23 protein-coding genes and 1 pseudogene are annotated in these 24,626 nt (G+C 41.6%); 12 read left to right on the top strand and 12 right to left on the bottom strand.

Annotated elements, in window-relative coordinates:
- Positions 1-17: 17 nt before the first annotated feature.
- Positions 18-2,654 (bottom strand): DEAD/DEAH box helicase family protein, encoded by a 2,637-nt coding sequence (locus AC5FEC_RS02475; protein ID WP_493661200.1) that lies wholly within the window; start codon positions 2,652-2,654, stop codon positions 18-20.
- 3 nt (positions 2,655-2,657) lie between these two features.
- Entirely contained in the window at positions 2,658-4,565 is a 1,908-nt protein-coding gene (locus tag AC5FEC_RS02470; RefSeq protein WP_493661199.1) for a DNA methyltransferase, read from the bottom strand.
- An 823-nt stretch (positions 4,566-5,388) separates the two neighbouring features.
- Here AC5FEC_RS02470 and AC5FEC_RS02465 point away from each other — a divergent pair.
- Positions 5,389-5,628 carry a hypothetical protein gene (locus AC5FEC_RS02465; RefSeq protein ID WP_493661198.1) on the top strand — a complete coding sequence of 80 codons (240 nt, stop codon included), beginning with the start codon at positions 5,389-5,391 and terminating at the stop codon, positions 5,626-5,628.
- 28 nt (positions 5,629-5,656) lie between these two features.
- Here AC5FEC_RS02465 and AC5FEC_RS02460 read toward each other — a convergent pair whose 3' ends face one another.
- Positions 5,657-6,715, bottom strand: coding sequence for a hypothetical protein (locus AC5FEC_RS02460; protein ID WP_493661197.1), 1,059 nt, complete (start codon positions 6,713-6,715; stop codon positions 5,657-5,659).
- Between the two features lie 115 nt (positions 6,716-6,830).
- Between AC5FEC_RS02460 and AC5FEC_RS02455 the strand changes: the two genes are divergently transcribed.
- The 6 genes from AC5FEC_RS02455 (at position 6,831) to AC5FEC_RS02430 (ending at position 11,676) form a co-directional block, all read left to right on the top strand.
- Entirely contained in the window at positions 6,831-7,097 is a 267-nt protein-coding gene (locus AC5FEC_RS02455) for a hypothetical protein (RefSeq protein ID WP_493661196.1), read from the top strand.
- A 9-nt stretch (positions 7,098-7,106) separates the two neighbouring features.
- Entirely contained in the window at positions 7,107-7,346 is a 240-nt protein-coding gene (locus tag AC5FEC_RS02450; RefSeq protein ID WP_493661195.1) for a hypothetical protein, read from the top strand.
- Between the two features lie 169 nt (positions 7,347-7,515).
- Complete coding sequence (locus AC5FEC_RS02445; RefSeq protein ID WP_493661194.1) at positions 7,516-8,130, top strand: MT-A70 family methyltransferase; 615 nt, start codon at positions 7,516-7,518, stop codon at positions 8,128-8,130.
- Between the two features lie 168 nt (positions 8,131-8,298).
- Positions 8,299-10,425: a type IV secretory system conjugative DNA transfer family protein gene (locus AC5FEC_RS02440; RefSeq protein WP_304948828.1), complete on the top strand. Its 2,127-nt coding sequence runs from the start codon at positions 8,299-8,301 to the stop codon at positions 10,423-10,425.
- Positions 10,412-11,194: a replication-relaxation family protein gene (locus AC5FEC_RS02435; RefSeq protein ID WP_493661193.1), complete on the top strand. Its 783-nt coding sequence runs from the start codon at positions 10,412-10,414 to the stop codon at positions 11,192-11,194. Before AC5FEC_RS02440 ends, AC5FEC_RS02435 begins: the two co-directional genes overlap by 14 nt.
- 227 nt (positions 11,195-11,421) lie before the next feature.
- On the top strand, positions 11,422-11,676 hold the full coding sequence (locus AC5FEC_RS02430) for a hypothetical protein (protein ID WP_493661192.1): 255 nt from the start codon (positions 11,422-11,424) through the stop codon (positions 11,674-11,676).
- 23 nt (positions 11,677-11,699) lie between these two features.
- Here the strand turns inward: AC5FEC_RS02430 and AC5FEC_RS02425 are convergent, their stop codons facing one another.
- Positions 11,700-12,608 carry a DUF2806 domain-containing protein gene (locus AC5FEC_RS02425; protein ID WP_304948831.1) on the bottom strand — a complete coding sequence of 303 codons (909 nt, stop codon included), beginning with the start codon at positions 12,606-12,608 and terminating at the stop codon, positions 11,700-11,702.
- 142 nt (positions 12,609-12,750) lie between these two features.
- Between AC5FEC_RS02425 and AC5FEC_RS02420 the strand changes: the two genes are divergently transcribed.
- From AC5FEC_RS02420 to AC5FEC_RS02410, 3 genes are all read left to right on the top strand, one after another.
- Complete coding sequence (locus AC5FEC_RS02420; protein ID WP_493661191.1) at positions 12,751-14,418, top strand: recombinase family protein; 1,668 nt, start codon at positions 12,751-12,753, stop codon at positions 14,416-14,418.
- Between the two features lie 155 nt (positions 14,419-14,573).
- Positions 14,574-15,116 carry a histidine phosphatase family protein gene (locus AC5FEC_RS02415; RefSeq protein ID WP_493661190.1) on the top strand — a complete coding sequence of 181 codons (543 nt, stop codon included), beginning with the start codon at positions 14,574-14,576 and terminating at the stop codon, positions 15,114-15,116.
- Positions 15,117-15,208: 92 nt separating this feature from the next.
- On the top strand, positions 15,209-15,694 hold the full coding sequence (locus AC5FEC_RS02410) for a YcxB family protein (RefSeq protein ID WP_217473302.1): 486 nt from the start codon (positions 15,209-15,211) through the stop codon (positions 15,692-15,694).
- 47 nt (positions 15,695-15,741) lie between these two features.
- Here AC5FEC_RS02410 and AC5FEC_RS02405 read toward each other — a convergent pair whose 3' ends face one another.
- The 5 genes and pseudogenes from AC5FEC_RS02405 to AC5FEC_RS02385 form a co-directional block, all read right to left on the bottom strand.
- Positions 15,742-16,356, bottom strand: coding sequence for an HAD-IA family hydrolase (locus AC5FEC_RS02405; protein ID WP_304948834.1), 615 nt, complete (start codon positions 16,354-16,356; stop codon positions 15,742-15,744).
- Entirely contained in the window at positions 16,353-17,630 is a 1,278-nt protein-coding gene (locus tag AC5FEC_RS02400; protein ID WP_304948835.1) for an MATE family efflux transporter, read from the bottom strand. The genes AC5FEC_RS02405 and AC5FEC_RS02400 overlap by 4 nt, the downstream gene beginning before the upstream one ends.
- Before the next feature lie 108 nt (positions 17,631-17,738).
- On the bottom strand, positions 17,739-19,223 hold the full coding sequence (thrC, locus tag AC5FEC_RS02395; protein WP_304948836.1) for a threonine synthase: 1,485 nt from the start codon (positions 19,221-19,223) through the stop codon (positions 17,739-17,741).
- Between the two features lie 322 nt (positions 19,224-19,545).
- Positions 19,546-19,677: pseudogene (locus tag AC5FEC_RS02390) on the bottom strand (V-type ATP synthase subunit A); the annotation flags it as partial.
- A gap of 258 nt (positions 19,678-19,935) precedes the next feature.
- The gene (locus tag AC5FEC_RS02385) at positions 19,936-20,631 is read right to left on the bottom strand and encodes a GNAT family N-acetyltransferase (protein ID WP_493661189.1); all 696 of its coding nucleotides are present in this window, start codon (positions 20,629-20,631) and stop codon (positions 19,936-19,938) included.
- A 52-nt stretch (positions 20,632-20,683) separates the two neighbouring features.
- On the opposite strand from AC5FEC_RS02385, the gene AC5FEC_RS02380 reads away from it, so the two are divergent.
- Positions 20,684-20,842: a hypothetical protein gene (locus AC5FEC_RS02380; protein ID WP_156956288.1), complete on the top strand. Its 159-nt coding sequence runs from the start codon at positions 20,684-20,686 to the stop codon at positions 20,840-20,842.
- 181 nt (positions 20,843-21,023) lie between these two features.
- Positions 21,024-21,869, top strand: a complete 846-nt coding sequence (locus tag AC5FEC_RS02375) for a MurR/RpiR family transcriptional regulator (RefSeq protein WP_493661188.1) — start codon at positions 21,024-21,026, stop codon at positions 21,867-21,869.
- 229 nt (positions 21,870-22,098) lie between these two features.
- Here AC5FEC_RS02375 and AC5FEC_RS02370 read toward each other — a convergent pair whose 3' ends face one another.
- Genes AC5FEC_RS02370 through AC5FEC_RS02360 form a run of 3 tightly spaced genes read right to left on the bottom strand, consistent with a single transcriptional unit; the run spans position 22,099 to position 24,603 of the window.
- Positions 22,099-22,983, bottom strand: coding sequence for an ROK family protein (locus AC5FEC_RS02370; RefSeq protein ID WP_493661187.1), 885 nt, complete (start codon positions 22,981-22,983; stop codon positions 22,099-22,101).
- An 18-nt stretch (positions 22,984-23,001) separates the two neighbouring features.
- Positions 23,002-23,919, bottom strand: a complete 918-nt coding sequence (locus AC5FEC_RS02365) for a dihydrodipicolinate synthase family protein (RefSeq protein WP_493661186.1) — start codon at positions 23,917-23,919, stop codon at positions 23,002-23,004.
- A 33-nt stretch (positions 23,920-23,952) separates the two neighbouring features.
- Positions 23,953-24,603: a DUF624 domain-containing protein gene (locus AC5FEC_RS02360; RefSeq protein WP_037616469.1), complete on the bottom strand. Its 651-nt coding sequence runs from the start codon at positions 24,601-24,603 to the stop codon at positions 23,953-23,955.
- Positions 24,604-24,626 lie beyond the last annotated feature (23 nt).

Raw genomic sequence — 24,626 nt, 5'->3', positions numbered from 1 at the left:
AACCTCCATATATAGTTCTATAAGATTCTCAGAGTTTCTTTAACCCTATCTTTACTCACCGCATCATTAAAGAACGGCAAGCCCACAATCCGATAATGTTCATCATCAACTAGCGTCCTCGCCTCATCTCGTTCAGAGATTTGATGCAAGAACTCTTGTTTCCAGCCTTCCTTACTATTTTTGAAAGTATTATCTGTGTCCAAGAACTGACTTCCTTTTGGTTCAATGAAAATCTGCCAAGAAACATTTCCTGTATTTTTGTCGTTAGCAAACATGAGAAAGTCTGGTTCAAAGGCTTGCCCCTTATCAAAACTATAAATCTTTACAGCTTTTTCATTTCGAAGCAGGTAAATATCCGTCCATTTTTCTTCAAGTTCAGTCATCAAATCTTTAATCAAACGGACGAGAAGTTTTTCCTCACTTGTGCCGAAGTTGTCATTGTAAGCGTACCAGTCTAGATTATCCAAATCTTCGAAATACTGGGTTTCGGCTGGATTTTTCTGTGACAAACCAAACTCTGCTTGGCTTTGACGGTTGATGGTGTATTTTCGTAAGATATTATCTTCAAACAAGTCCTTTATTTTGTATTGTTCGAATTTTTCTGAACCGAAGAAGCGCTCCTCGGTCGCAATCAAATCTTTTTCAATATGATGGAGAAGTTTTTCAGTAATATAAAGTTTGTCGTCTGGGGTTAAATCATTCACTAGTTTGTACTGAGACTCCACTCGCATATCAATATCTGAAAGCATATTGATAAATCCAGCAACATTTGGCAATCCTACGAAAGCTTTCTGTAGATTATCGAACGAGAACTTTTTATTGCGATTGATAGCCGTTCTGACAATATTGTTGCTGATAACTTTGCCAAATTTGAAGGTAATCGCCTCTAATGAATCCGAAACATAATTTCCTTCATCAAATGCCTCAATATCTCGCACACCGTGGGTTAGGAGTTTGACTTCGAAAGATTTGGGAATGAAATTCGTATCAAATAGACTTCCTTGACGTTGTTCAATTAGTTGCTCATAAGAGAGGCGTTTATTCATCCAAACGACGCCATCTGTGTAGGTTCGCGTTTTCTTGAAAGACTCCTTAAGCTTGAGCTCACGTTCTTCCAGATTTTGGTCATCATAAATCCCAGATTCACGCAAGACTTGCTTGAGTTCTGAAATATAGCGAGGGTTGTTCGCAGAATGATAATGAAGTTGTTCAATCACTCGAAGTTCGTTGTTTTCATTCTCATCAAACTTTCGAGTGTATTTTTCATCAAAATTATCTCCAATCACAAAAGGATAATAACGAGCACCACGGCCAATCAACTGCTTCTCGGTATTGGTGGTTTTTCCAGCAACAAATCCGTTTTTTGTGGTCTTACCATCACGGGTGTCATAAAGTCGGACAATATCGAAAAGATTGAGAACATCCCAGCCTTCATTAAGCATATCCACGGCAAAAATCGCACGGATTTCATTTGTCGGTTGTTCCAAGGTGTTGAGGAGAGTGAGGCTGTCTTTGTTCTTGTTTTTTCCGTCCACTAATAACAGGCGCTCTTTTCGAAAATCTTCCTGAAGCTCTGCAATCAAGTCAGCATCAGAAATGCTAACTGTCTCGAAGTAAGCAAACGCTTTTTTTAAGATACTGGATTTTTCATCCATTTCTAAAACGAGTTCACGTTGTGCTTGAATATCTGCTGGAGTAAGATTTTCGAGCAAGCTTAAAAAAGTATCTAAGTTTTCTTGGCTCTCAGCAATCTTCTGCGATTTGAACATAACCAAAGGTTTCAGATTGATGCCATTTTTTAGCGCTATTTTCTTGCGGTATTGGCTGATGATAATAGCCTGCAACATACGATTATTGACTTCGCCATCCACCAGATGAAAGAGAACATCTTTTGAATATTTATCCAGTCGAAATTCTTTCAAATCATACTTGAACAGCAAGGATTTTTTATACTTTTGAACCAAGGTTGGATTAGTGAGGTCAATCGTCGCCGTAAACTCGAAAATACTAGATTTTTTAGCCGTTTTCTGAATAGTTTCAATAGTACTCGTCCAACTGGTGTTGTCCTTTTTCTCGTTCGCGTCCAAGCCAGCATTCAAGTGATGGGCTTCATCTGCCAACATCACAATCGAAATATCCTTAAATTGCCCATAAGATAGGCGATTTTCTCGTGGCGTATTCAGGTCTTGGTGGAGTTTTTGGATGGTGGTAAAAACGATATTGATGCTATCATCACGGCTATCTGAAAAATCTGTTACTTCACGCACGGTCACAATTTGCCCGTCCATGACAATTTTATCCGCAAAGAGGTATTTATCAGAAGTACTTTCCAAGAAATTATCCTTAGTTTTGGTAAGAATATTGTCGTTATTGACAAAGAAGATGAAGTTTCGCTCGCCTTGCTGGTACTTTTCCAAGATAACCGCCGCCATCAAAAGCGTCTTCCCAGAACCAGTCGCCATGTTGTAGAGGACTTGCTCTGGAATCGAACGATTTTCATCTGTTTTATAGTATAAATATCGTCCAATCGCTTCCTCTTGATAAGGACGCAAAGAGTGTTTCAGATTTTTAGTAATGTAATCTGGCAAATCTACTCGAAAGTTTTTGAAGCCAGAGCGACTGACGGTGTCATAGGTTTCGTAAATGAAAGGCATGGCTTATTGTTCCTTTCTGTAGAAAGCATGATTGAGCTTTTTATCTTGAGCGGAAATCCCGTAATCAATATCGTCAATATCCGAGTAATTCACGTAGAGATTATTGTTATCTATAATTTCAGATAGTATTTGCTTTTGTTCTGCTAATGAAAGTAGTTCAAAGTCAGTCTGTTTTAATTTTTTAGGGTCAATGCGATAAGACAAGAAGGATGACTTTTTTGCCATTTCAAATAACTCCAGAAGTTCTTCTGTTGTTGTCGCTTCGGAAATAGCATTTTTGAAGTCTTGGGCGTCATTTTTAAGTTCAGCGTAAACAAAGCTACCGCCACCAGACCAATTGACTTCTTTTGAAATACCACCTTTTTCGCCAGCAATAACCTTTTTCAAACGTTCTACCGAAACTTTTTCAATATAGTCCATCTGCTCAATACCTATATAATGACGGTTCATTTTATGGGCGACGGCTGCTGTTGTACCCGAACCGAGGTGATAATCGAGGACAATATCTCCCTCATTCGTAGCAATCTCAATAATTCTTTTAATTAAATTTTCTGGTTTAGGAAATGAAAATACTTTTTCTCCAAAAAGTAGCTGAAGCTCCTCAGTTCCACGTCTATTTGTAAAGCTAGTTTCACTCCAAACAGTTCTAGCTATTTGCTTCTTAGGTCTCATTTTTTGAGCAATTCGATAAGTACCATCAGTTTTTTTCTGAGCAACCAAATCGTATTTCTCTTTCGTCGCTTTTTCTTTACTCCATCTCCATACAAACTGTGTCCCATCTGTCTGAGACTTAGGTGGATATACTTCAATTGTGTGTTGTTCGTCTCTAATTACAGACAAACTATAATATCCCTCGACGTCACAATCATCTGAAATATAAAAAGGATAATAAAGGTTCGGACGATTTTCACTATGAAATGCTGAATTACTATTAAATAATGGATGAAGGTAATAACTACCCAAACTATCCTCTTTCTTAAATTTATCATTTTCTGCTTCTAGTTGGTTAAGTACTACTTTATCTCTATTTTTAGAGTATATATGTATATAATCATGTGTTTGAGCAAAATTTCCGTAGTCTCTACCGTTTGGTGCCGAAATATTTATGACAGTCCCTTGATACCCATCTCTAAACACCTCATCCAGTAGAACTTTCAATTCTGCAAATTCATTTCGATCTATACTCAAGAAGATAATACCTTTTTCAGAGAGCAACTCCCGAGCCACCTCTAAACGATTCTTCATAAAAATTAACCATGTTGAATGATTGAATTTATCATTATAATTAAAACCATCATTTCCAGTATTATATGGTGGGTCAATATAAATCAGCTTGACTTTCCCAGCAAAACGCTTTTTCAAACTATGCAGAGCAATAAGATTATTCCCCTTGATGATGAGATTATCTGTATCTGTGAGTTCTTCCACTTCATGCTCGCCATCTTTATCGAAACGTTTGAAGTTAGTTAAAACCTTATCATCTAACAGACGATTAATCTCAGTCGGTGCGAGTGTCTCGTTAAAGAAAATTTCCTGTCGTTTGGCATCATCCTTAGTCTGTCCACCCTCTAGCACACAATCTTTGTATGGAAAATTCAGGACAACTTCCTGATTTTCTGATAGGTACTTGTCACCGGTCGCCAAACCAATTTTAGTCTTGTAGGCGGTAAAGCTGTCAGGGAGAAACTCCTTATTGTTCAAAAACTGCAAAAAGACATCTTTCTTAAAGACAAGTACACCAGTTTCAAGCCTTGAAAAGAAATGATTTGACATTTTCTCATCACTCATCAAAAGATTGAGAAGTTCAGGATTATATTGTCTTGCCAGCTCTGCTAATTTATTCTTATTGAGCACACCTTCCACCATAAAGATGTCATTTTGTGCCAGAAGCCGTTCCAGTTCTTTCTTCATATTTTGGTATACCTTTCAGCTGAAAATATTGAAGGGCTGATAGGATTCCTTTATTATGAATATAATAAAGGAAGGGTACCCTTCGGGTTTATTTAATTTACTCGTTCTATTATAGCATATCTAGAGACCGTTTTCATAATATTCCTGCCGCTTCGTAAATGCTAGTTTCTTCAGAAAAACACTGGACTTTTCTTGCGAAGAGAGTTATTTTCTGAGAGCATCAACCTAACTCAATTGGAGGACTGGTCGATGATAAAGAAACTTTCGAAGCATTTTACGATTTGGACGACGATAAAGTACCCGCCAGATTAAAGATCTAAATGAAATCAAAGATCTACTGGACAAGATTGAACAAACTGAGTTCTCTTCAGATTACACTCGAGAGTTAATGTCTCAGACGGCTGAAATTTGGGCGACAGATAGCCTTGAAAAGTAGGACAACATACGAAAACGGCCGAGAAGTTCAGTCGTTTTTACTTGATTTTAATATTCGCATCGCTATTCGCTTCGCGTGAGATTTGGTTGGCAGAGTGTCGCCGTTTTTTAGGTGTTTCGTCAGGCGACTTATTATCTATTCTGAGGTATTTTCAGGGCGTCTGGGTACTATTTCGATAGATGAATAGAAAATATAAATTCCAGCATTCAAACAGTTAAGCTGAGCCATAAACCAAAGATTGAAGTAAGGCGAACATCACCAAGCTTTCAGTATTTACCAAGTTTTAATTTAAAACACTCAATTATTTTAGAAAATAACGTTAAACAAGAATTAACAAAAATTGGCAACAAAATCCGCCAACAAATCTTCTGGGGATTGATACCAGAAATGTCAGAGTGGGAGTTCGATGAACTTGGGGCGTACCTGCCTGCTATCAGCCTACCAGTATTCCTTAACAATTTAACCGTTAAAAATGGCGTTATGGGGTTTACAGTAACGAGGTTCGAGCAATTTACCAAACATACTGAAATAGACGAAATTAACGCCACAATTAGAAAATTTAGCACAAAACTACAAGCGATTATTGATAGCGAAACCGAACAAGAATTTTGTCAAAAGTTACTTTAGATTTTGTAAAGGAATGAAACGTTTAGAACTACCTCAACCGATATTCTTCCAACTCCTCCATATTTTCCGCATCCTCCATTACCTCAACTGGAGCGAGATAGAAATCAATCGGCAAATGGGTATGTTGTTGAACAAAAAGTTTAGCTAACTGCTCAAAGAAAGTATTATCCGTTTCAATCTCTAAAATGTCCAAAAGTTTCAAGCCAACGGTTGTAAACTTATAACTCCTATAAGTAATATCAAATGGTTCCCTATCTGTTTTGAACGCAAAAACAAGATTATCATTTTGGAAACCAGCTAGCTCCTCCTCAACTGAAACGGGGTTAGCTACCCTTGCTCCAATATTGATAAGCCCAAACTCCTCCATTAAAAGAAATTCCGCATTGCCGACACCAAACTCTTTATAAAGTTGAATTTCTGCATCAGTAATAGGGGCGTAAAGGTAATATTCCTCATCTTCATCGATAATCACCAACTTTGCCACGGTTTTGAAAACGGCAATTTCTTTGACGGTCATCTGCTCAATGGTTGCCCAAAATTTAGGCGAAAGAGTTTCTTCAAGTAAGGTGCCATCTAAATCTCTATCCCAAGCTGGCAAGGCTTGAGGATATTTAACTTCAAAAATATTTGCGGTTTTATAGTTCACAGTATTATTGTGACGACAAGCTAAGGCATAGTAAAAGCATTCCACTAAGAACAAATACGGTCGTTTCTCTTTATTTTTTGCATAAGAATGAAGCAAGCCTTGGTAAATATCTTGACTCAAATTAGTAGATTCTTTCAGGAGTTGGTAAGTCATCTCAATCATCTTCTGGGTGTCAAAATTGCCTTCACGAAAGTTTTGGCTGCGAAGTCTTGATTCAGCGCCAGAAAGATATGCTTCGAACCCCTCATCAGAAATCACGTCCTCTATTTCAAAAAAGATATTCCTCCCCTGATTAACACCAGAAAATATTTTCGAAGCAATATCACTTTGATAATTGAAGTCGATAAGTGCCATCAAAATAGCTTTTGTCATCGTGGTTGGATTTTTCCAGCCACGTTTTTCTTTTTCTAGCAAGTGAAGTAAATTTTGAAGTGTAAACATGAACGCTCTCCTTTTTTCGCAATAAAATCGCAAAACTTTGGCAAAATTTAGACTTTCAAACTTGATATACTGTAATCAAGTTAGCTAACCCAATTATATCAAAAGGAGACCAATCATGTCACATCTACCACAAAAATCGCAAACACCTGAAGTTTTACGGTCCTCCGCCCTTAGTCCGCAGAAAATGGCAATCGCTCGCCAACTCAACCAAGATATGGCAGTTATTCAAGCGAACGAAATCTTGGCTCAAGATATCTTGAATAAAGTTACCACGCTTTCGGAGTTGGAAGTTCAGATATTAGCTCATAATCCTCAAGCTCAGGAGCGAGTGGACTTTATTATCAAGACATTCACTTACGCTTCGGCTCGTCGTTTCAAGTAGGAGGCTTCTATGGACTGGAATTTAATTGCCCTTATGGCGCTTTCGGCTCTGTGTGTTCTAGGGATGACTCTCGTTGCCTTAGATGATGAAGAGGAAGAAAAGCCAAAGGCTGAGACTTCAGAGCTTTTTACCGAAGAAGAACTTGCTTTGGTAGAATTTCTCGAAACTCGCCAAGCTATCAACGAGGATTTTCTGGTGGCTCAGAAGAAGCTATTAGAAACCCTCAACCACGAAAGAAGGAACTTTTAAGACAGTTTGTTATATTTCTCACAACAGCGAACAAGTCAGGCGGAAAAGCTCCGCCTGACCTCTGTTCTTGACTTTCGCATCGCTCTGAAAGCTGTTTTTGCTTATGGTTTGATTTTGGCAAGATTTAAGGTAAAGTCAGAGCGTCACACCAGACAGAAAGGATTTCAAAATGACAAAACATCAACATACTATCAATCAACACTCCCCGAAAAAGTTCAAGACTATTCTTGCCGACCCACCTTGGGACGTAGCTCAAAAAGGAACTCACGGAGCTATCAAGCACTATAAATTGATGGCCGTGGAAGACATCAAAAAAATACCAGTTGCCGACCTCGCCGAAGACGATGCCCATCTCTGGCTCTGGACATATCCAGCCGTCCTTGAACAATCTTTCGACGTTGCGCGAGCTTGGGGCTTCGAGCCAAAATCCATTTTTACTTGGGTGAAACCTCGGCTTGGTCTCGGTAATTACCTTCGAAACTGCACCGAACAAGTCATTTTTGCGACACGAGGTAAAGCTCCCATCAAGTTCAAAGGGCAAATGAACTGGGGTATGTTTCCAGTCCAAGACCATTCGCATAAACCTGAAGAACAATACGCCATCATTGAACGCTGTTCAGACGGAGACTACTTGGAGCTTTTCGCTCGGCGTTCTGTGCCGTCAGATAAAAACTGGAGTGTTTGGGGAAATGAAATCAAAAGCGACGTTATGATTCCCAACTACCCAGTGCCAGAGTATTCAAAAAATGCTCGAGATTTTCGAAAGGCAGGACAAGATGAATGAAAAAACTAACAAGTTACATTATCGGATCCTGTCTTTTAGCGATATTAGTCAACTATGCTGTCAAACTGCTTGCGGATATTTGGTTAGAGCTTGTAGTTGGCTCATTGCTTGCCTTGGGATTTTACATTACCATTATTTTCATCAAACATCATCAAGATTGGAGGTAGTATGAAAAGACAAACGCATTTATCATGGCAAAGTATGGACTGGACGAGACCTTTCAAATTTGAGTCTGTCTGTAACTTCACGATGCAACTCAACGGCTATTCTCGTCGGCAGCCCTTTATTTGGGAAATTCGTTTAATACAAGAAAAAGCCAAACACCTTATCGGAGCTGACCCACTGGATATGCCATTTTTAACCGAGATGATGGCTTCGCACAACACCGTTCGTTTCGAAAAAACCAAACGAAGTAAAGTCACTTCCACCTATGACGTCACTCTTTCGAAGCACCACTATGCCCTTAAAACTAAAGAGACAGAAAACGTGATTCGATGTTTCTTATCACAAACTGGCACACTAAAAAGAAATGAAGAAATTGTTCTTCAGTTAGTTATTGGCAAATCTTCCTCACCCAAGCCAATTCTCAAAGACCTCGGTAATCCAGACGCCACTATTTGGCAAAAAGTGACTGGCAATATTCCACCACTTTCGTCGGATAGTAAGGCTTTGATACGAGAAAAACTTCATTATAGTCAGTTTCAGGTTAGCTTACGTCTTGGTATTCGAGCTGGCAATAAAGCACGAGAAATTCAAATTTTGAAAAGTGTTTTGGCTTCACTTCGGATTTTAGAGCGTGCTGGAGCAAGATTTTCTGCCAAACCAACTTCGACAGAAAAACTAAACCACGGGCATCTGCCGTGGCACTTCCAGACGATTCTTTCAAGCATTGAACTCGCCAGCCTCTTTTGTCTACCAGCTGGCGATGCTCAATACGCAGGCGTGTCATCTCTGTCGCCTAAAACCATTTTACCATCAATTGGATTTTCGCAAAACACCAAACGCCTTTTCGGTTATAGTCTCGACAAATCTCCGAGATTTGTCGGTATTCCAGCACGAGAAGCCTTGTCGCATACGTGGCTTTTGGGTGGAACTGGAAGTGGAAAATCCACCGCCATACTTAACCTGATTTTAGCCGACGCACGAGAAAACCGCTCCGCTGTGGTTATCGACCCAAAGGCGACACTGGTCTCGGATATTTTAGAGAGACTACCTAAAGAGCGAGACGAGAACGTGGTCATTTTAGACCCAAGCCAAACTGGACAAGCAGTTTCGATAAACCCATTTGATTTGGTCAGATTCGGCGTGCCAGCCGAGTTGGTGGCAGATATGCTTCTCGGTGTTTTTCAGGAGATTTTCGAAGAGTCTTGGGGAGTTTACACGCAGGATATTCTTAGCCACAGCCTCCATACTTTGGCAAAAGTGGACGGCTCGATACTCCTTGACTTACCGAATCTCTTAACTAACAAAGCCTTTCGGCACGAACTTTTGAAGAGTATTTCAGACCCATTCTTGCTGGATTTTTGGCAAGGTTATGATACTTTAAGCGACTCTGCTCGCCAAACCATGATTTCGCCTGTTCTCAATAAGTTTCGAGGGATTTTGCTTCGTCCAGCCCTAAGAGCTATTCTCGGCAAATCTTCAGGCAACTTCTCCCTGAAAGATATTTTTGACAAGTCACGGATTTTACTTATACCACTTAATAAAGGTTTAATAGGGGCAGAAAACGCCAAATTCATTGGAGCTATCCTACTGGGCTGCTTGTATCAACTAACGCTTCTAAGAGCCAAGGAAACCGTTCGAAAGCCAGTTTTCATCTATATTGACGAAGTGGCAGATTATCTGAAGCTCCCTGTTCCATTAGACGATGCATTATCCATGTCTCGAAGCCTTGGCGTTGGCTATATTTTGGCAAATCAGTTTTCGAAACAGTTACCTAAACAACTCCGCCACGCCATTTACGCCAACTGCCACAACCAGATTATTTTTGGGCTATCAATGGACGAGGCAAAGGAAATGGCTGAACTTGTGCCTGAACTATCCGCAGAAGATTTCTACAAACTGCCTCCATTTCAGGTTTATGCCAGAGTGCCAATCGTGAAAAACACCTTCAAGTGGTTATCTGCCAAAACCTTACCTACACCCCCAGCCTTTCGACAGAAAGATGAGATTTATGGCGAAAGCTTCAAAAGATACGGCTCTGACTTAAATGAAGACATTTCTTTCGAAACAACCAAGAAACAAGCTTCAAGAATTGGAAGACGAAAAAAGGAGGCGACAGATGAGATTAACTAAACGAGATTATGAGGTGCTAAACCTACTCAACCGCTGTCGCTATGCCACAACTAAGCAATTAGTGGAACTCTATTTCAGGGAAAATAAACCCAAAACCGCCACGAGGCGAGCCAATCTTCTAACTAAGAAATTGACGAATCTTGGACTTATCCACCATCTTAATCGACGAATTGGTGGCATGCGAGCTGGGAGCGGTTCCTATGTTTGGCATATCACACATAAAGGGATTAAAGAGCTTCGAGAAGTTGAACCAAGCGTCAAGCTCAAGCTGAAAAATCGTTATGAACCAAGCCAAAACCACCTCAAGCATCAGCTATTTGTGACGCAGTTATTCGTGGAACTGACCGCACTTCACTTGGATGGCAAAATTCTGCTTGAAACCTTTTTCTTTGAACCTAAATGTTGGCGAAGTTTTGCGACCTTGTTTTCACATTTCACGCTCAAACCTGATGCATTTGCGAGAGTAACTATTGAGAATTTCGAGGACACCTACTTTTTCGAGGCGGACAATGCCACGGAACACCTCGGCAGAGTGATTTCGAAATGTAAGCAATACATCGCCTACTTCAACACTGGTATCGAGCAACGAGAAAATGACATATTTCCTCTAGTGGTTTGGATTGTGCCAGATGAAAAACGCAAGCTGGCCATTTTGAACCGCATCAAGGAAAACTTAGACGCTTATTGGGAGCTTTTTGAAGTGCTAACACTGGACGAATTTCCAGAGTTTATACAAGGAGGACGAGATGATGCAAGAACAGAAACTTAAAATTGGGAAAGCAACAGTTGTGATTTTGCGAAAGTTTACAGGAAAAGATAATCTCGAGAAAACCATCGAAAAGCTACTTCTGCGGAACAACATTTGAACTATAAAAGTATTGAAAATATACATTTTTATGTTATAATTTCAATAACTTATAAAACGAAGTAGAACCTTACAGACCTGTGCTTGTAACTGTTCTACTTCGTTTTTCTTATTTTTAGGAGGAAAAACGGATGCGACTATTGATAAAACTAACTCATATTTTTATTAAACAGATGGATGCTATCAAATTTCACTACAAATTAAAAACTGAATCCCGAGAAAAATATAGGAATGAGGTTATTAAGGAATTTAGTGAACTTTACAGCAGAGGATGTAATGGAGAGATCCAACTTCCAGATGAGACTTTAGTGAAATTTGCCAAAACTAAAAACATCAAACAGGTCGAGAAATTAAACCGTCAAATCAAAGAATTAAATGGTTTGTGAGTCCTGTTTAGGGCTCATTTTTGTTAAATTACACTATCAGTGTCTAGTGACATGCTTATTCTGCCGTCAATCCCTTCCTCTAATGTATAGTTGTGAACAGAAACAATCATTTCTCCATCTAGCTGTGATTTAAGAGTTTTGGCTAAATCTAAAATAAAATCAGCGCTAGTAGTCTCTTCAATCAATTCATATAACTGACTTCCAAATCTAGTAAGAGAGTAGCTATGAAATTCAAATGTTTCAATTTTGCTTTCAGGATTGATACTAAAGTTTACAAAATATTGGTCATTGAAAAATCCGCTTAAATCTCTCTCTAATTCAAGCTCGTGCGTTGCCTCTACGCCCATATTAATTAAACCACATTCTTCAAGAAGCAATAATTCTTCTTCATCAATATCATATTGTCTATAAATTTCCAACATCTCTTCATTCTCGGGAGAAATAATATGAATTCCTCCCAAAGGCGTTTGAACGGCTAGTTTGGAAATTTTGAGGAAAATTTCTGCTTCAACTTTGCTCAATAACCTCATCGATTCAATGAATCTAAAAGAATATCTCCCTTTTTCTTCGGTTTCACCATTAAGTATTTTTGCCCAAATAGTTTGCATATCCCTATCTGAGACCAGTGAAGCAGAATCGAAGAAACGAGTGAACCATTCAGATGAAAACTCAACAGGGCTTGTTCGAGAAGAATCGTCTAAGCTATCAGCTATTTGAGCAATTTCTTTGATGTTTTTACATCGAGCAATAACAACTGCAGGAATGATACTTTTAGGGTCGTTGAGTTTTTCCATAATCAACTCCTGCTTCATTTTATTAAACTGAAGTCGCTCTCCATAATAATATCCCAAAAAATTGATGGTGGCGGTCACTACGGAGCTTCCAGCAATACTTACTATTGGTTCTTGAGCTAAAAAACTAAGGTCAAACACATCATCACCTCACAAATTTTACTAACTTCATTCTATCATAAAATATAAACTTTATCTGCTAAAATCAGTTTATTAACTGGACTTCCTTACCCAACAGAGTTATCCTGTCAGTGGGTTATAGGTGAATCGAAAGGAGCACACTATGAACAAAAGTACATTGACAATTAAAGACATCAAAACGCAGAATTTGGATAGTCTGCCAGATAAGATAACCGCACTCTATTGCCGTTTATCCGCTGAAGATGCTAACGAGGGCGAGAGTAATTCGATTTCCAATCAGAAACAAATCCTCGCCCAAGTATCCTTGCGTGAAAATTTGCCAAGCCCATTCTTCTTCGTAGACGATGGATTTTCAGGTTCGAACGCTCAGCGACCAGATTTTCAACTAATGATGAATTTGATTGAGGCTGGTAAAATTCAAGCGGTTGTTGTTAAAGACTTGAGCCGTCTTAGCCGAGATTATCTCTTAACTGGGCAGTTAACTGAACTCACTTTTCCATCAAAAAATATCCGCTTCATCTCCTTGAACGAAAACTTAGATAGCAACAAACGCAACAGCCAAGACGCCTATCTTGCACCTTTGGTGTCCCTGTTTAACAACTGGTATTCGCTTCAATGTAGCGAGAAAATTAAGTTGTCTAAACACACCAAGGCGAAAACTGGCGAGAAAATCAGCTGGATCGCACCATATGGTTATCTTAAGAATCCAGACAACCCTAAAGAGTGGTTGGTTGACGACTACGCCAGCCAGATTGTGAAGCGAGTATTTAGGGAATATTTAGCAGGAATATCGTTAATGGAGATTGCTCGCAGACTTCGGAAAGACAAGATTTTGACCCCTGCTAATTACAAGAAAAAGTTAGGGCTTTCGAATTATCGGATTATTGAAACAGACCCTTTTTACTGGAAAAATCAGATGATTTACCAGATGCTCGAAAAGGAGGAATACACTGGGGCAACCATCAATCTGAAAACAGCAAAGATTTCCTATAAACAACGGAATTGTAAACTACGCCCTCGAGAAGATTGGCTGATTTTTCCAAACGCTCACGAAGCACTTATTTCGAAAGAAGATTTCGAAATGGTTCGAAAAATGCTCGGTCATAAGCGAGTCAGTCAGCGATACAATTGGAAAGACAAGCCTGGTCACGAAAATCTATTTGCAGGTTTAGTCTTCTGCGAGAATGGACACAAGCTTAGTTTTTGCCCACAACAGAAAGACGACATCAATCTTGACCACTATAAGTGTTACCACCACCGTCGGGCTGGTGATACCTGTTCGGGTTCACATTATCTTCGGAAAGAAGTTCTAGAGGAATTGGTTTTGAGAGACCTCCAGCAACTAATCTCAGCTATTCATTTTGACGAGAAACAGCTTCTTAAAAAGCTGAAATCTCGCTTTGATATTCGAGAGATTAAGAAACAAGATAGGCTTCGTAAACAGTTATCTCGTTTCAAAAAGCGTTCGAAGGAGTTGGATACTATTATTCAAAAACTCTATGAAAAGCAACTGCTGGACGAAATTAGCGACGATCGATTTCGAAAACTGGCAGATAGTTACGAGAGCGAGCAAGCTGAACTCAACCAGCAAATTGTAAAGCTTCAAGAGGTTTTGATTAGCCAAACTGAATCCAAGGAAAATGTCGACAAATTTATGCAAACCATTCGCCGATACACGAACCTTGAAACCTTGACGACTCAGTTAGTGAATGAGCTAATCGACAAAATCATCGTCCATCAGCCAACGGGGCGTGGTAAGAATCGCCAAGTGACGGTTGAACTTCACTACCGATTTATCGGAGAATTATGAAACGAGTGAAAGAAAATTCGCTCGCAACCTTTTAACTAATAGACTGCTCAGTGAGGAGTGGTTATTATAACACGAAAGGCAGACAAAGACAGAAAAGGTGGCGTGGAAAATAGGTAGAAAATGAATTGAGATTTAAATTTTGCTATAATCATCTTATGAACAATACCTACTATTTTATCCGCCATGCGCATTCTAACTATACACCTGATGAAATCAACCGACCATTATCAGACAAGGGACAAGAATCCTTAGCACAACTTGAATTTTTAGCAGACAAACCCATTACCGCCATTTATTCCAGCCACTATCAAAGAGCCATCCAAACGGTTGAGCCTTTGGCTCAAAGCCTTAAACTCTCCATTCAAACCGACAAGCGCTTAGTAGAGCGAAAACTAAGCAGCCAAGTAATTACGGATCAAGACTTTGAAAAGCGCCTCAGGCGACTTTGGTCACAACCAACATTTTCACTTGTTGATGGTGAGTCCAATCAACAAGCTCAACAGCGTGCCTTAGCTCTTCTTCATGAGCTAGAAAGCAAACATCAAAACGAAGAAATTATCATCAGTTCCCACGGCAATCTGATTTGCATCTTGCTGAGCGCATTTGACTCCAGCATTGATTATGACTTCTGGCGCAGCCTAAGTATGCCAGATGTACTGGTTTTAGATAAAAATGGGAATATCTCTCGCCTTCTCTAAAAGAAACCTCCCTTGCCTCGTATCGCCTAGTAAGGGGCAGCTATATCTTATCGCTCTTCTATGGTATAATAATAAAAACTAGGAGGTAAAAGATGTTCCCAATAACCATTCCAACTCTTGTGACTGAGGAAGTCTATCAACGATTTGCATGGTCTGTTTTCATACGTGGAAAAGGATTTTTACTAAATATTCTCATCTTTATAGGAATCCTGGCTCTCTATCTAACCTTCCTACCTGAAAACCTGAGGCGCTTTTCTTTCTTTACCGTGCTATTTACATCTTTGATTATATTCCCAGTAATGTACTTTGGTACGGACTTTCAGATAAAGAAAGCCTATCAAAAAACTCCTTTCTGGAAGGATATGGAGCAAACTCTTATATTTGAGAAAGATAACTTTTCTGTGAAAAGTAAACGAGGAGAGTTTCTTTATAGCTATGATGATATCGTCAAAGTTTTTAATACCAAGGATGATTTTTATATCATGTTGGGGCCAAATGTCGGCATTCCTATAGAAAAAAAGAACTGTACTCCCGAGGCGCTTGAGTTCTTACTAGAGCTACATATCGAAAATATGTAAAAGAAAAAGCAGGCTAGACTGACAGTAGATCAGTTTTAGTCTGCTTTTTATCTTGTAAACAATTGCTTGATATCCATCAACTTCTCTATTTTCTGATTGATTTCCGGTCGGTAGTCACAGAAGTTAATGCTCTGGATGCCACTGTTAACAGCAACATCCACATCCAGCGTCCGGTCGCCGATATAGTAAGTCTTCTGCTTGTCTAGACCATATTTCTCAACTAAATAGTCAACACCCTCTGGGTGGGGCTTGCGTTCAAAACCGTTGGCAGTTGTGATGATTTCTGTAAAATAGTTATGAATTCCCAAGTCTTTCAGGATTTGATGAGCATTGAGTCCCTTGTGGGTATAGACGAACTGGGCAATGCCCTGCTCCTCACCCCAGGCCAGAATCTCTGCCGCTCCTTCCATCAGATGAACCTGAGCATTCTTTTCCTTTAGACTTGCTCCACGAAAGACATTCATCTCGGCAGCGTCCAGACCTTTCTCAGATGCCACTTCCTCCAAGAGCTTCTGGACAGAGTGCTTTAGGATATAGCTGTGAATACTAGCCCTGTCGAAGTCCAAATCATAGTGAGCATAGGTTTCCTCAATTCCCGCCAAAATAGCATCGTAGGAGTCCAGCAAGGTGCCGTCCAAATCCCAAATAAAAGTTGTTGTCATGTGATTTTCCTCATTTTTCTATGATATAAGGTTTTTAAAAGCAGCCAGCGGAAGCCATTGTCCAAAAGGGTGCCGACCCAAACTCCAGCCAGCCCCCAGCCACAAGTCACTCCCAGCAAATAGCCAGCGATAACCCGAATCAGCCACATGCCCATCGTCGTAGCATAAAAGGGAAGCTTAGCATTGCCCAGCCCCTGCCAAATCGCTGTGTAAATCACAGTTCCTACTGTCATGGGAGTGCCCAGCAAGGAAAAGAATATGACTAAAAGACTGGCTGCAAGAGCTCCGCTATTGTCCGTATAAAGCAAGGTTAGCGGCCGACCAAGGGCGAAAATCCCTAAAGCCAAGGGCAGCATGCAAGCAAAAGACAGCCAAAAACTCCGCTGACGAATCCGACCGACCGCTTGCATATCTCCCTCGCCAACCGCATGGGCTGCCAGCATGACCGTTGCTGTCGCGACCCCGAAGGCTGGCATGTAGTTAAACTGAGTCAGAACTTCACCAATGGCATTCCCTGCTACTGCATCCGTCCCAAAGGTAACCACAATGGCGATGATTACTACATCACCCGCCCGCATCATGAGCCGCTCTCCAGCAGCCGGTAGAGACAGACGCAAGAGCTCTCCATCTAAGCCCCAGCTCCAGCGAATTGTGGACAAATCCAGCTCCCGCCAGAGAATCAGCACACCGACCAACCGAGCTAGCACCGTTCCCAGCGCTACACCGACAATGCCTAGCTGAAAGACGTAAATCCCCAGACCGGAAAAGAGGGCATTGAGGACGTTGGTCAGAAGACTGACATACATGGGAACTCTTGGATTGCGCATAACCCGAACCAGAGCTCCAAAGGAAGTCATCAAGCCTAGCAGGACAATGGTCCCGCCAACCAAAGCCAGATAAAGGCCGCCCGCCTCAGCCACCGCCTTTTCTGTCCCCAGAAGATCCAGCATCTGCCTGCCAAAGAGCAGAGAAAGCAGACCTAAGAGAAAGCTTAATAGCAGCGTCAGCTTGATAGCCTCAGCTGTATGATAGGCCAAACACTCCTTGTCCCCTTGCGCCAGAGTCTTGGAAATGAGACTGGAAATAGCAGCCCCCAGCGCGATAAAAATTGCCTGATAAATCGTAATGATGTTGCCAGCCACTGAGACACCGGAAATAGCGATCAGCCCAAGACTGGCCACCAGATAACTGTCGACCATTCCCATGAGCATCTGCAAAAAGTTCTCCGCCATAGCCGGCAAGGCGATATGCATGATTTTTTTATAAGTCGTCATAGAGAAAATTCTTCCTTTTAAGCATCAGCTACATCACTTTCTTTCGTTGGACGTCCTAAGAAAAAATCAGCCAGATATCCAGCTGATTTTAGGCTTTTTAAGCATTTTTTACAATCCCAAGTAGTCCTCGACTGCGGCCTGCATTTGGTCGGCAGCGACTGTGGTTTTGTGACGCACTGGGGCTGTTTCTAAGCCGTCCACAGCTGGTGGCAGGGCTACGCCAGAAAGTTCGTGCAGTTGGTCCAAAGCCTCAAAGTCACTAAGTCCTGACTGACCAGTCACAGCCTCAACAGCCACGACTGGGAATTTATAAGGACTAGCGGTAGACGCGATAACCGTCTTACGCTGATCCTCTGTCTCTGCCAGATATTTTTGATAGACAGCAGACGCAACGGCTGTATGAGGGTCTTCGATATAGTTGGACACTTGATAAACCCGCTTGATTTCAGCTGCTGTTTCTTCTTCTGTCGCATAGTCAGCCGCAAAGAGTTCTAAAATCTTAGCGTCAAAGTCCGTCAGTTCATACTGTCCATGCTCATTGAGAGCAGCCATCAGAGTAGCTGTTTTCTCTGCATTGTTCCCAGAAAGATGGAAAATGAGACGCTCTAAGTTAGAAGAAACCAAAATATCCATGGACGGACTAGATGTCACCTTGAAGCTCCGCTTCTTATCATAAACCTGAGTCTTGAAGAAGTCGGTCAGGACATTGTTTTCATTCGATGCACAGATCAGCTTGCCAACCGGCAGACCGATTTGCTTGGCATAGTAGGCAGCTAGAATATTACCAAAGTTCCCAGTCGGAACTGTAAAGTTGACCTCGTCTCCTGCTGTGATTTCTCCCGTCTTCACTAACTGAGCATAAGCATAGACATAGTAGACAATCTGAGGCACTAAACGGCCGATATTCATAGAGTTAGCTGATGAAAACTGGAGTTTGTGCTCCAAGAGACGAGCTCTTAGGTCTGTGTCATTGAACATGTGCTTGACATTAGTCTGGGCATCGTCAAAGTTCCCGTCAATAGCAACCACGTGCGTATTGGCACCTGTCTGCGTCGTCATTTGCAGCTCTTGGACCTTGCTGACACCGTCTTTCGGATAAAAGACGATGATTTCAGTCCCAGGAACGTCCGCAAAACCTGCCATAGCCGCCTTGCCTGTGTCGCCAGAAGTCGCCGTCAAAATGACAATTTTATTTTCCAAGCCGTGCTTTTTGGCTGCGGTTGTCATCAAGTGAGGCAGGATGGACAAAGCCATGTCCTTGAAGGCAATGGTCGCTCCGTGGAAAAGCTCTAGATTGTACTGACCATCCAGCTTGACCAAGGGAGCAATGGCTGCATCATCAAACTTGCTGTCGTAGGCATAGTTGATACAGTGATCCAACTCTGCTTCAGAAAAATCATCCAAAAAAGCAGACAGAATCAGCTTAGCTACTTCTTGATATGAAGCGTCTTTGAGCTTGGCAAAGTCCAAATCGACCTGCGGATAGGTAATGGGCGTAAAGAGCCCGCCGTCTGTCGCCAAGCCTTGCAGAATCGCCCGGCTAGCTGTTACTCTATTCTTTTCATCACGTGTTGATTGATAAACTAAGGTCATTCTTTCTCATCCTTTATCTGTAGTTCGTTTCATTATACCAAAATTTTTCAGAAAATTCTCGCTTTTTATCAAAATTAAAAAGCAAAAAGAGAAGAAGACTCCTCTCTTGAACACTATTTTCTTACTTCGTTACATCAACGAACCCTATCATTCCCGTTAAATAAGCCCTAAGCTAATCTTATATCTCCTATTTTTGTTGTGAACTTTTAACGACTTTGGCATCTTACTTCACCTTCATCATCTGAACTAGCCTTTCCCATTCGACTTCTTCGAGCCTCATTTTGATGTAGTAGGCGATTTCTTTGAGGTCAGAAATAGTCTAACGACGGGTTTTCTCGATTTTACCAATCGGAGCCAAATCACCGCTCCAGCTGACGTCCTGAATATTCGCTTCCTGCATCCTTGATGCCGACACCAGAAAACCAAAAATGTTGATAATCTTTCCTTGACTCACAATCTTCCTTCATTCTTGAGAGATTTTTGTTGCTACTCAACAAAAATCAAAGAGCAAACTAGGAAGCTAGCCGCAGATAGTTTAAAACACCGTTTTGAGATTGTAGCTGAAACTTCTGCAAGGAAGTATTAAAAGTACGACAAAGCAATACAAACATGATGGTTTGAATTTGTTTTTTGAAGAGTAGTATTTTGATTCTTGCCGCGAGTTAGAAATCCTTCTTAGCTCGGTCTACAGCAAGGATTACTGCTTCTTATTTTAAAACTCAGACAAGGCTTTTATTTGTTGCCTATTTTCATCGAAATTGTCTGGGTTCAGCCATTTCTCCAGGCGACTCTTGACGGCAGGCCAATCGCTGTCAATCATGGACAGCCAGTCAGTGTCTCGGTTGCGCCCCTTATAAACAACTGCCTGACGAAAAGTGCCCTCGTAGGTAAAACCAAGCCTTTCTGCTGCGCGCCTTGAAGGCTGATTGAGTGCATCGCATTTCCATTCGTAGCGGCGATACTCCAACTCTTCAAAGACATAGCGCGCCAGCAAGTACTGGGCTTCAGTAGCCAGTCTGGTGCGCTTCAGCTTGGGCGAATAGGTCACAGACCCCACCTCAATGACACGGTTGCCTCGGTCAATCCTCATTAAAGCGAAAGTTCCCAGCGCCTTGCCACTCTCCTTGTCCACAATGGCATAGTAAAAACGATCTGGAGCTGCCAGCATCTGATCTAGCAAGGCCGACCACTCATCCTGACTTTGAACAGGATTTTGAAAGAGATAGGTCCACATATCAGCAGGCGAATCTGGACCGTACAATTCATATAAATCCGCTCCATGCTTGTCCTCGGACAGACGCTCAACGACAGCATACCGCCCTTCTATACGCTCCAGGTTGGGCAATTCCCCCGGCTTAAAATCCGGCAGAGCATTCCCGATGGGCTGCCCGAATTCATTCATTTTCATAAACACCTCACAATATAGTTCTACTGATTTCCACAAGTTGGACAAAAAATATTTGAAAGAATTGGAAGCTGCATTTTTTCAAGATGCGCATTTGCCATTGATTTCACTATCTCTTTCATTTCCCAAAACAGCTGTGAATTCTTCCTGTGTAAATTATAACACTTTTCAAGCTATTCGTCGTGGTCTTGCCGTTGTTTTGCTTGTCTACTGAAGATAGGATTCAAGGAAGTTTATTAATGAGAACCTGTGAAAGAATGAGGCGCAGATAAACACTACTTCCCCTAGTATTTTCCAGTTCTGCATTACTTTATTCTTACGGAGCTATGTTATAATGGAGATATGTTCTGTAAAACATTTATCCTATAATATTATTAGCGAAGAAAGTAACAACTATGGAAAATAATCAAAATATCTTAACGATAATTGAAAGCTCTTTTGATAGTATGACGGACTTAGAAAAACGAATTGCCAACTACTTCCTGAACCCTAACAGTGTCTACGACGACTTGTCTTCTCTTCAGGTAACTCACACTCTGCACATTTCACAAGCAGCCTTGACCCGCTTTGCTAAAAAATGCGGGTTTAAGGGCTATCGGGAATTTAACTTCCAATACCTTCACCAGTTGCAGGGCCATGAAGAGAAAGTCGAAAATCTACAACATGATCTATCTCGCCACATTTTACGCAGCTATGCACAAATCCGCCAGCAAACCGAAGAATTGGTCGACGAAGGGAAGCTACAACGAGTAGCTCAACTGATTGAGGAAGCCGATCGTGTTTATTTCTTTGGTACAGGCAGCTCTGGTCTAGTCGCTCGCGATATGAAGCTGCGCTTTATGCGGTTAGGAGTCGTCTGTGAGGCCTTGACTGACCCAGATGGTTTTGCTTGGACCAGCAGCATCCTAGATAAGAACTGTCTAGTTATCGGATTTTCTCTTTCCGGTCAGACGCTGTCTATCATTGACAGTCTGATTGATGCTCAAAAGATGGGAGCCCAAACAGTTCTAGTGACTGGCCAACCTCAGAAAGTCAAAAATGAATTTTCCGAAATCATTAGCGTTGCTATTCAAAGCAAACCGCAGTTTATCCAACGCATCTCAGCTCAATTTCCCATGTTGCTGATGATTGACATACTTTACGCCTTTTTCCTGGAAATTGACCGCGAGAGAAAGGAAAAAATCTTCAACAGTTACTGGGAAAACCACAAACTCAATGGGTATTACCGCAGACATCAATAAAATCCAGCAGAACCCTGTTGGATTTTTTGCATGTTCTTTACAGCCTTACTCTAAACAATGACTAAACTGGCTTAGAGTAAGATTCTGGTTGTACTGGTTTCCTATGTAACTCCTTAAAATCTGAACCAGACCCAACTCACCCCAGCCACTTGAAAGTCGTCTAACTGTCGATGGAAGAAGCATTACTAAAACACAAGAAACCTGAGGTCACTCCTCAGGTTTACTTGGATTACTGATGTTTATTTTTAAAGTGGTAGTAGGCCCCAAACATGCCTGCCGTATTTTGGTGATAGGCAAAGGCTAGTTTGGTCTTCTCAGCTATGCTCGGCACCAGAGCATCCTTGAGAGCCGCTTGGATACGAGGTCGGAGGATGGCCTCTTGTCCCATGATACCACCTCCCAAGATGACGATTTCCGGATTGACGACATAGCAGATATTGGCAATGCCCTGCCCCAGATAGCCTACCATGCGGTCAATTCCTTTGATACAGAAGGTATTGCCCTCGGTCGCTTCTTTGAAAATCCTGCGACCATTCCAGAGAGAGGGATCATCTCCGTGCAAGTCAGCGACATATTGGACCAAGGCTGTGGTCGAAGCCACATCCTGAAAGGCTCCGTCCGGCAGGTGCAGATAGCCTACTTCGCAGGCTGAGTTGCTAAAGCCGTGAAAAACTTGACCATCCGCTACTAGACAGCCTCCAATCCCTGTCCCAATCGTCAGACAGACAGCAATTTTTGCTCCTTTACCATGGCCAGACATGACCTCAGCCAGACCGGCACAGTTGACGTCGTTCTCAATCTCGCAAGGAATGGAAAATTCCTCCTCCAAGACCTTCTTAAATTGCGTCCCAGCATAATTAGGAATCTGAGGGCCAGCGTAAAAGATTTCTCCCTTGTCTGGGTCAACCATTCCAGCTGAGGAGATACAAATCCCCTCAATCGAACCAGCCTGCGCATAATCAGCAACTATCTTTTGAACCTTACGCATAATCTCTGGTCCGCCCTTATGGGCTTCCGTAGGTATTTCATGGGCTTCTACTAGCGTTTCTTTGTCGTCTATCAGGCCGTATTTGATATTGGTACCGCCAATATCAATCGTAACATAATTTCCCATAAGCATCCTTCTTTCTTTTTAGAGGAAGCGCTCCTTGGTCTCACAGATCAAGGCCGCTGCTGCTTCTACGACTGGACGGTCTGCTTCTACGACTGGCGTCAAAGGAGCACGGACAGATCCAATATTCAGGTCTTCGTTGAGCTTGAGAACCTCTTTGATAACAGCATACATATTGCCGTGAGCACTGGTTAGCTTGCCGATAATGTCGTTAATGGCAAACTGCAACTCTTTGGCTCTTTCTAGTTCCTTGTCTGCAATCAGTTGATTAAGCTTGAGGAAGAGTTCTGGCATAGCCCCGTAGGTACCACCAATTCCTGCTGCTGCTCCCATGAGACGACCGCCCAAGAACTGCTCATCTGGACCGTTAAAGACCAAATGGTCACTGCCTCCAAGTGTTGCAAAAGTCTGGATATCCTGAACTGGCATAGAGGAATTTTTCACCCCAATCACGCGCTCATTTTTCAGCATTTCCTTATAAAGACTCGGAGTTAGCGCTGCACCAGCCAATTGCGGAATATTATAAATCACAAAATCGGTATGTGGGGCAGCCGCACTGATATCATTCCAGTACTGAGCGACAGAGTATTCTGGCAGACGGAAATAAATCGGCGGAATAGCCGCAATGGCATCAACTCCTAGAGCTTCAGCGTGTTTGGCCAACTCGATACTGTCTTTAGTATTATTGCAGGCTACGTGAGCAATGATGGTCAGTTTGCCCTTAGCAACTTTCATTACTTCTTCCAAAATTACTTTTCTGTCGGCCACGCTCTGGTAGATACATTCGCCTGACGAGCCGTTGACATAGAGACCTTGCACGCCCTTGTCGATGAAATACTCCACCAAAGCGCGAGTCCGCTCCGGGCTGATTTCACCCTCCTCGTCATAACAGGCATAAAAAGCCGGTATGACACCGTGATATTTCTTTAAATCTTTCATTTTCAAATTTTCTCCAAATGTACTAATTGTAGATTATAGACTGCTGTATTTAGCGAAGATTTTTTCCAAAATAGGAAGCTGCAAAAAAGCCAGACCTGCAAAGCCGATAAAGGCAAAGAGAGAAAATCCTAACAGCAACACAAAGCCTGAACTATAGATGATGACAAGGATCGCGGCTATAAGTGCCATCATGACAAAGAACCAAGGGAAATTCAGACTTACAATCACTAGGCTGGTCTGTAAAACGTCTCTAAAAGACATGAGAAATTTACCAGCCAAGGGATAAACGCAAAGAGAAAGCAGGATTGTAAAAATAATCATTCCAAAACAAACCGCCTTTAAAACTTGGAAAGACAGGGCTTCCTGCGTCCGAAAAAGCAGGAGGTCAAAGAGACTGAAGCCGACTAAAGCCAATTCCAGCAAGCCCAGTTTGAGTCCTTGCTTCCAATTTTCTCGAAAGATTCGAGTGTAAGTTCTGATTACTTTTACTCGACGGTTTCCCTTGATTTCAAAAAGTGTTTGATAGAGGCTGATCTTGGCAATCCCAATGGTCACCAAGGGCAGACAAGACAAGAGAAAGAGAAGATTGACCGTTATCAAATCCAGGATTTTCTCACAGATTTGCATGAAAAAATTATCCGTATCAAATATAGCTCTGATGAGTCCTGTTCCTTTATCTGACATAAGTTTCTCCTTTCTCTGCCAGC

This window comes from Streptococcus sp. STC1396, assembly GCF_058933875.1.
This window is presented reverse-complemented; position numbering and strand designations above follow the sequence as displayed.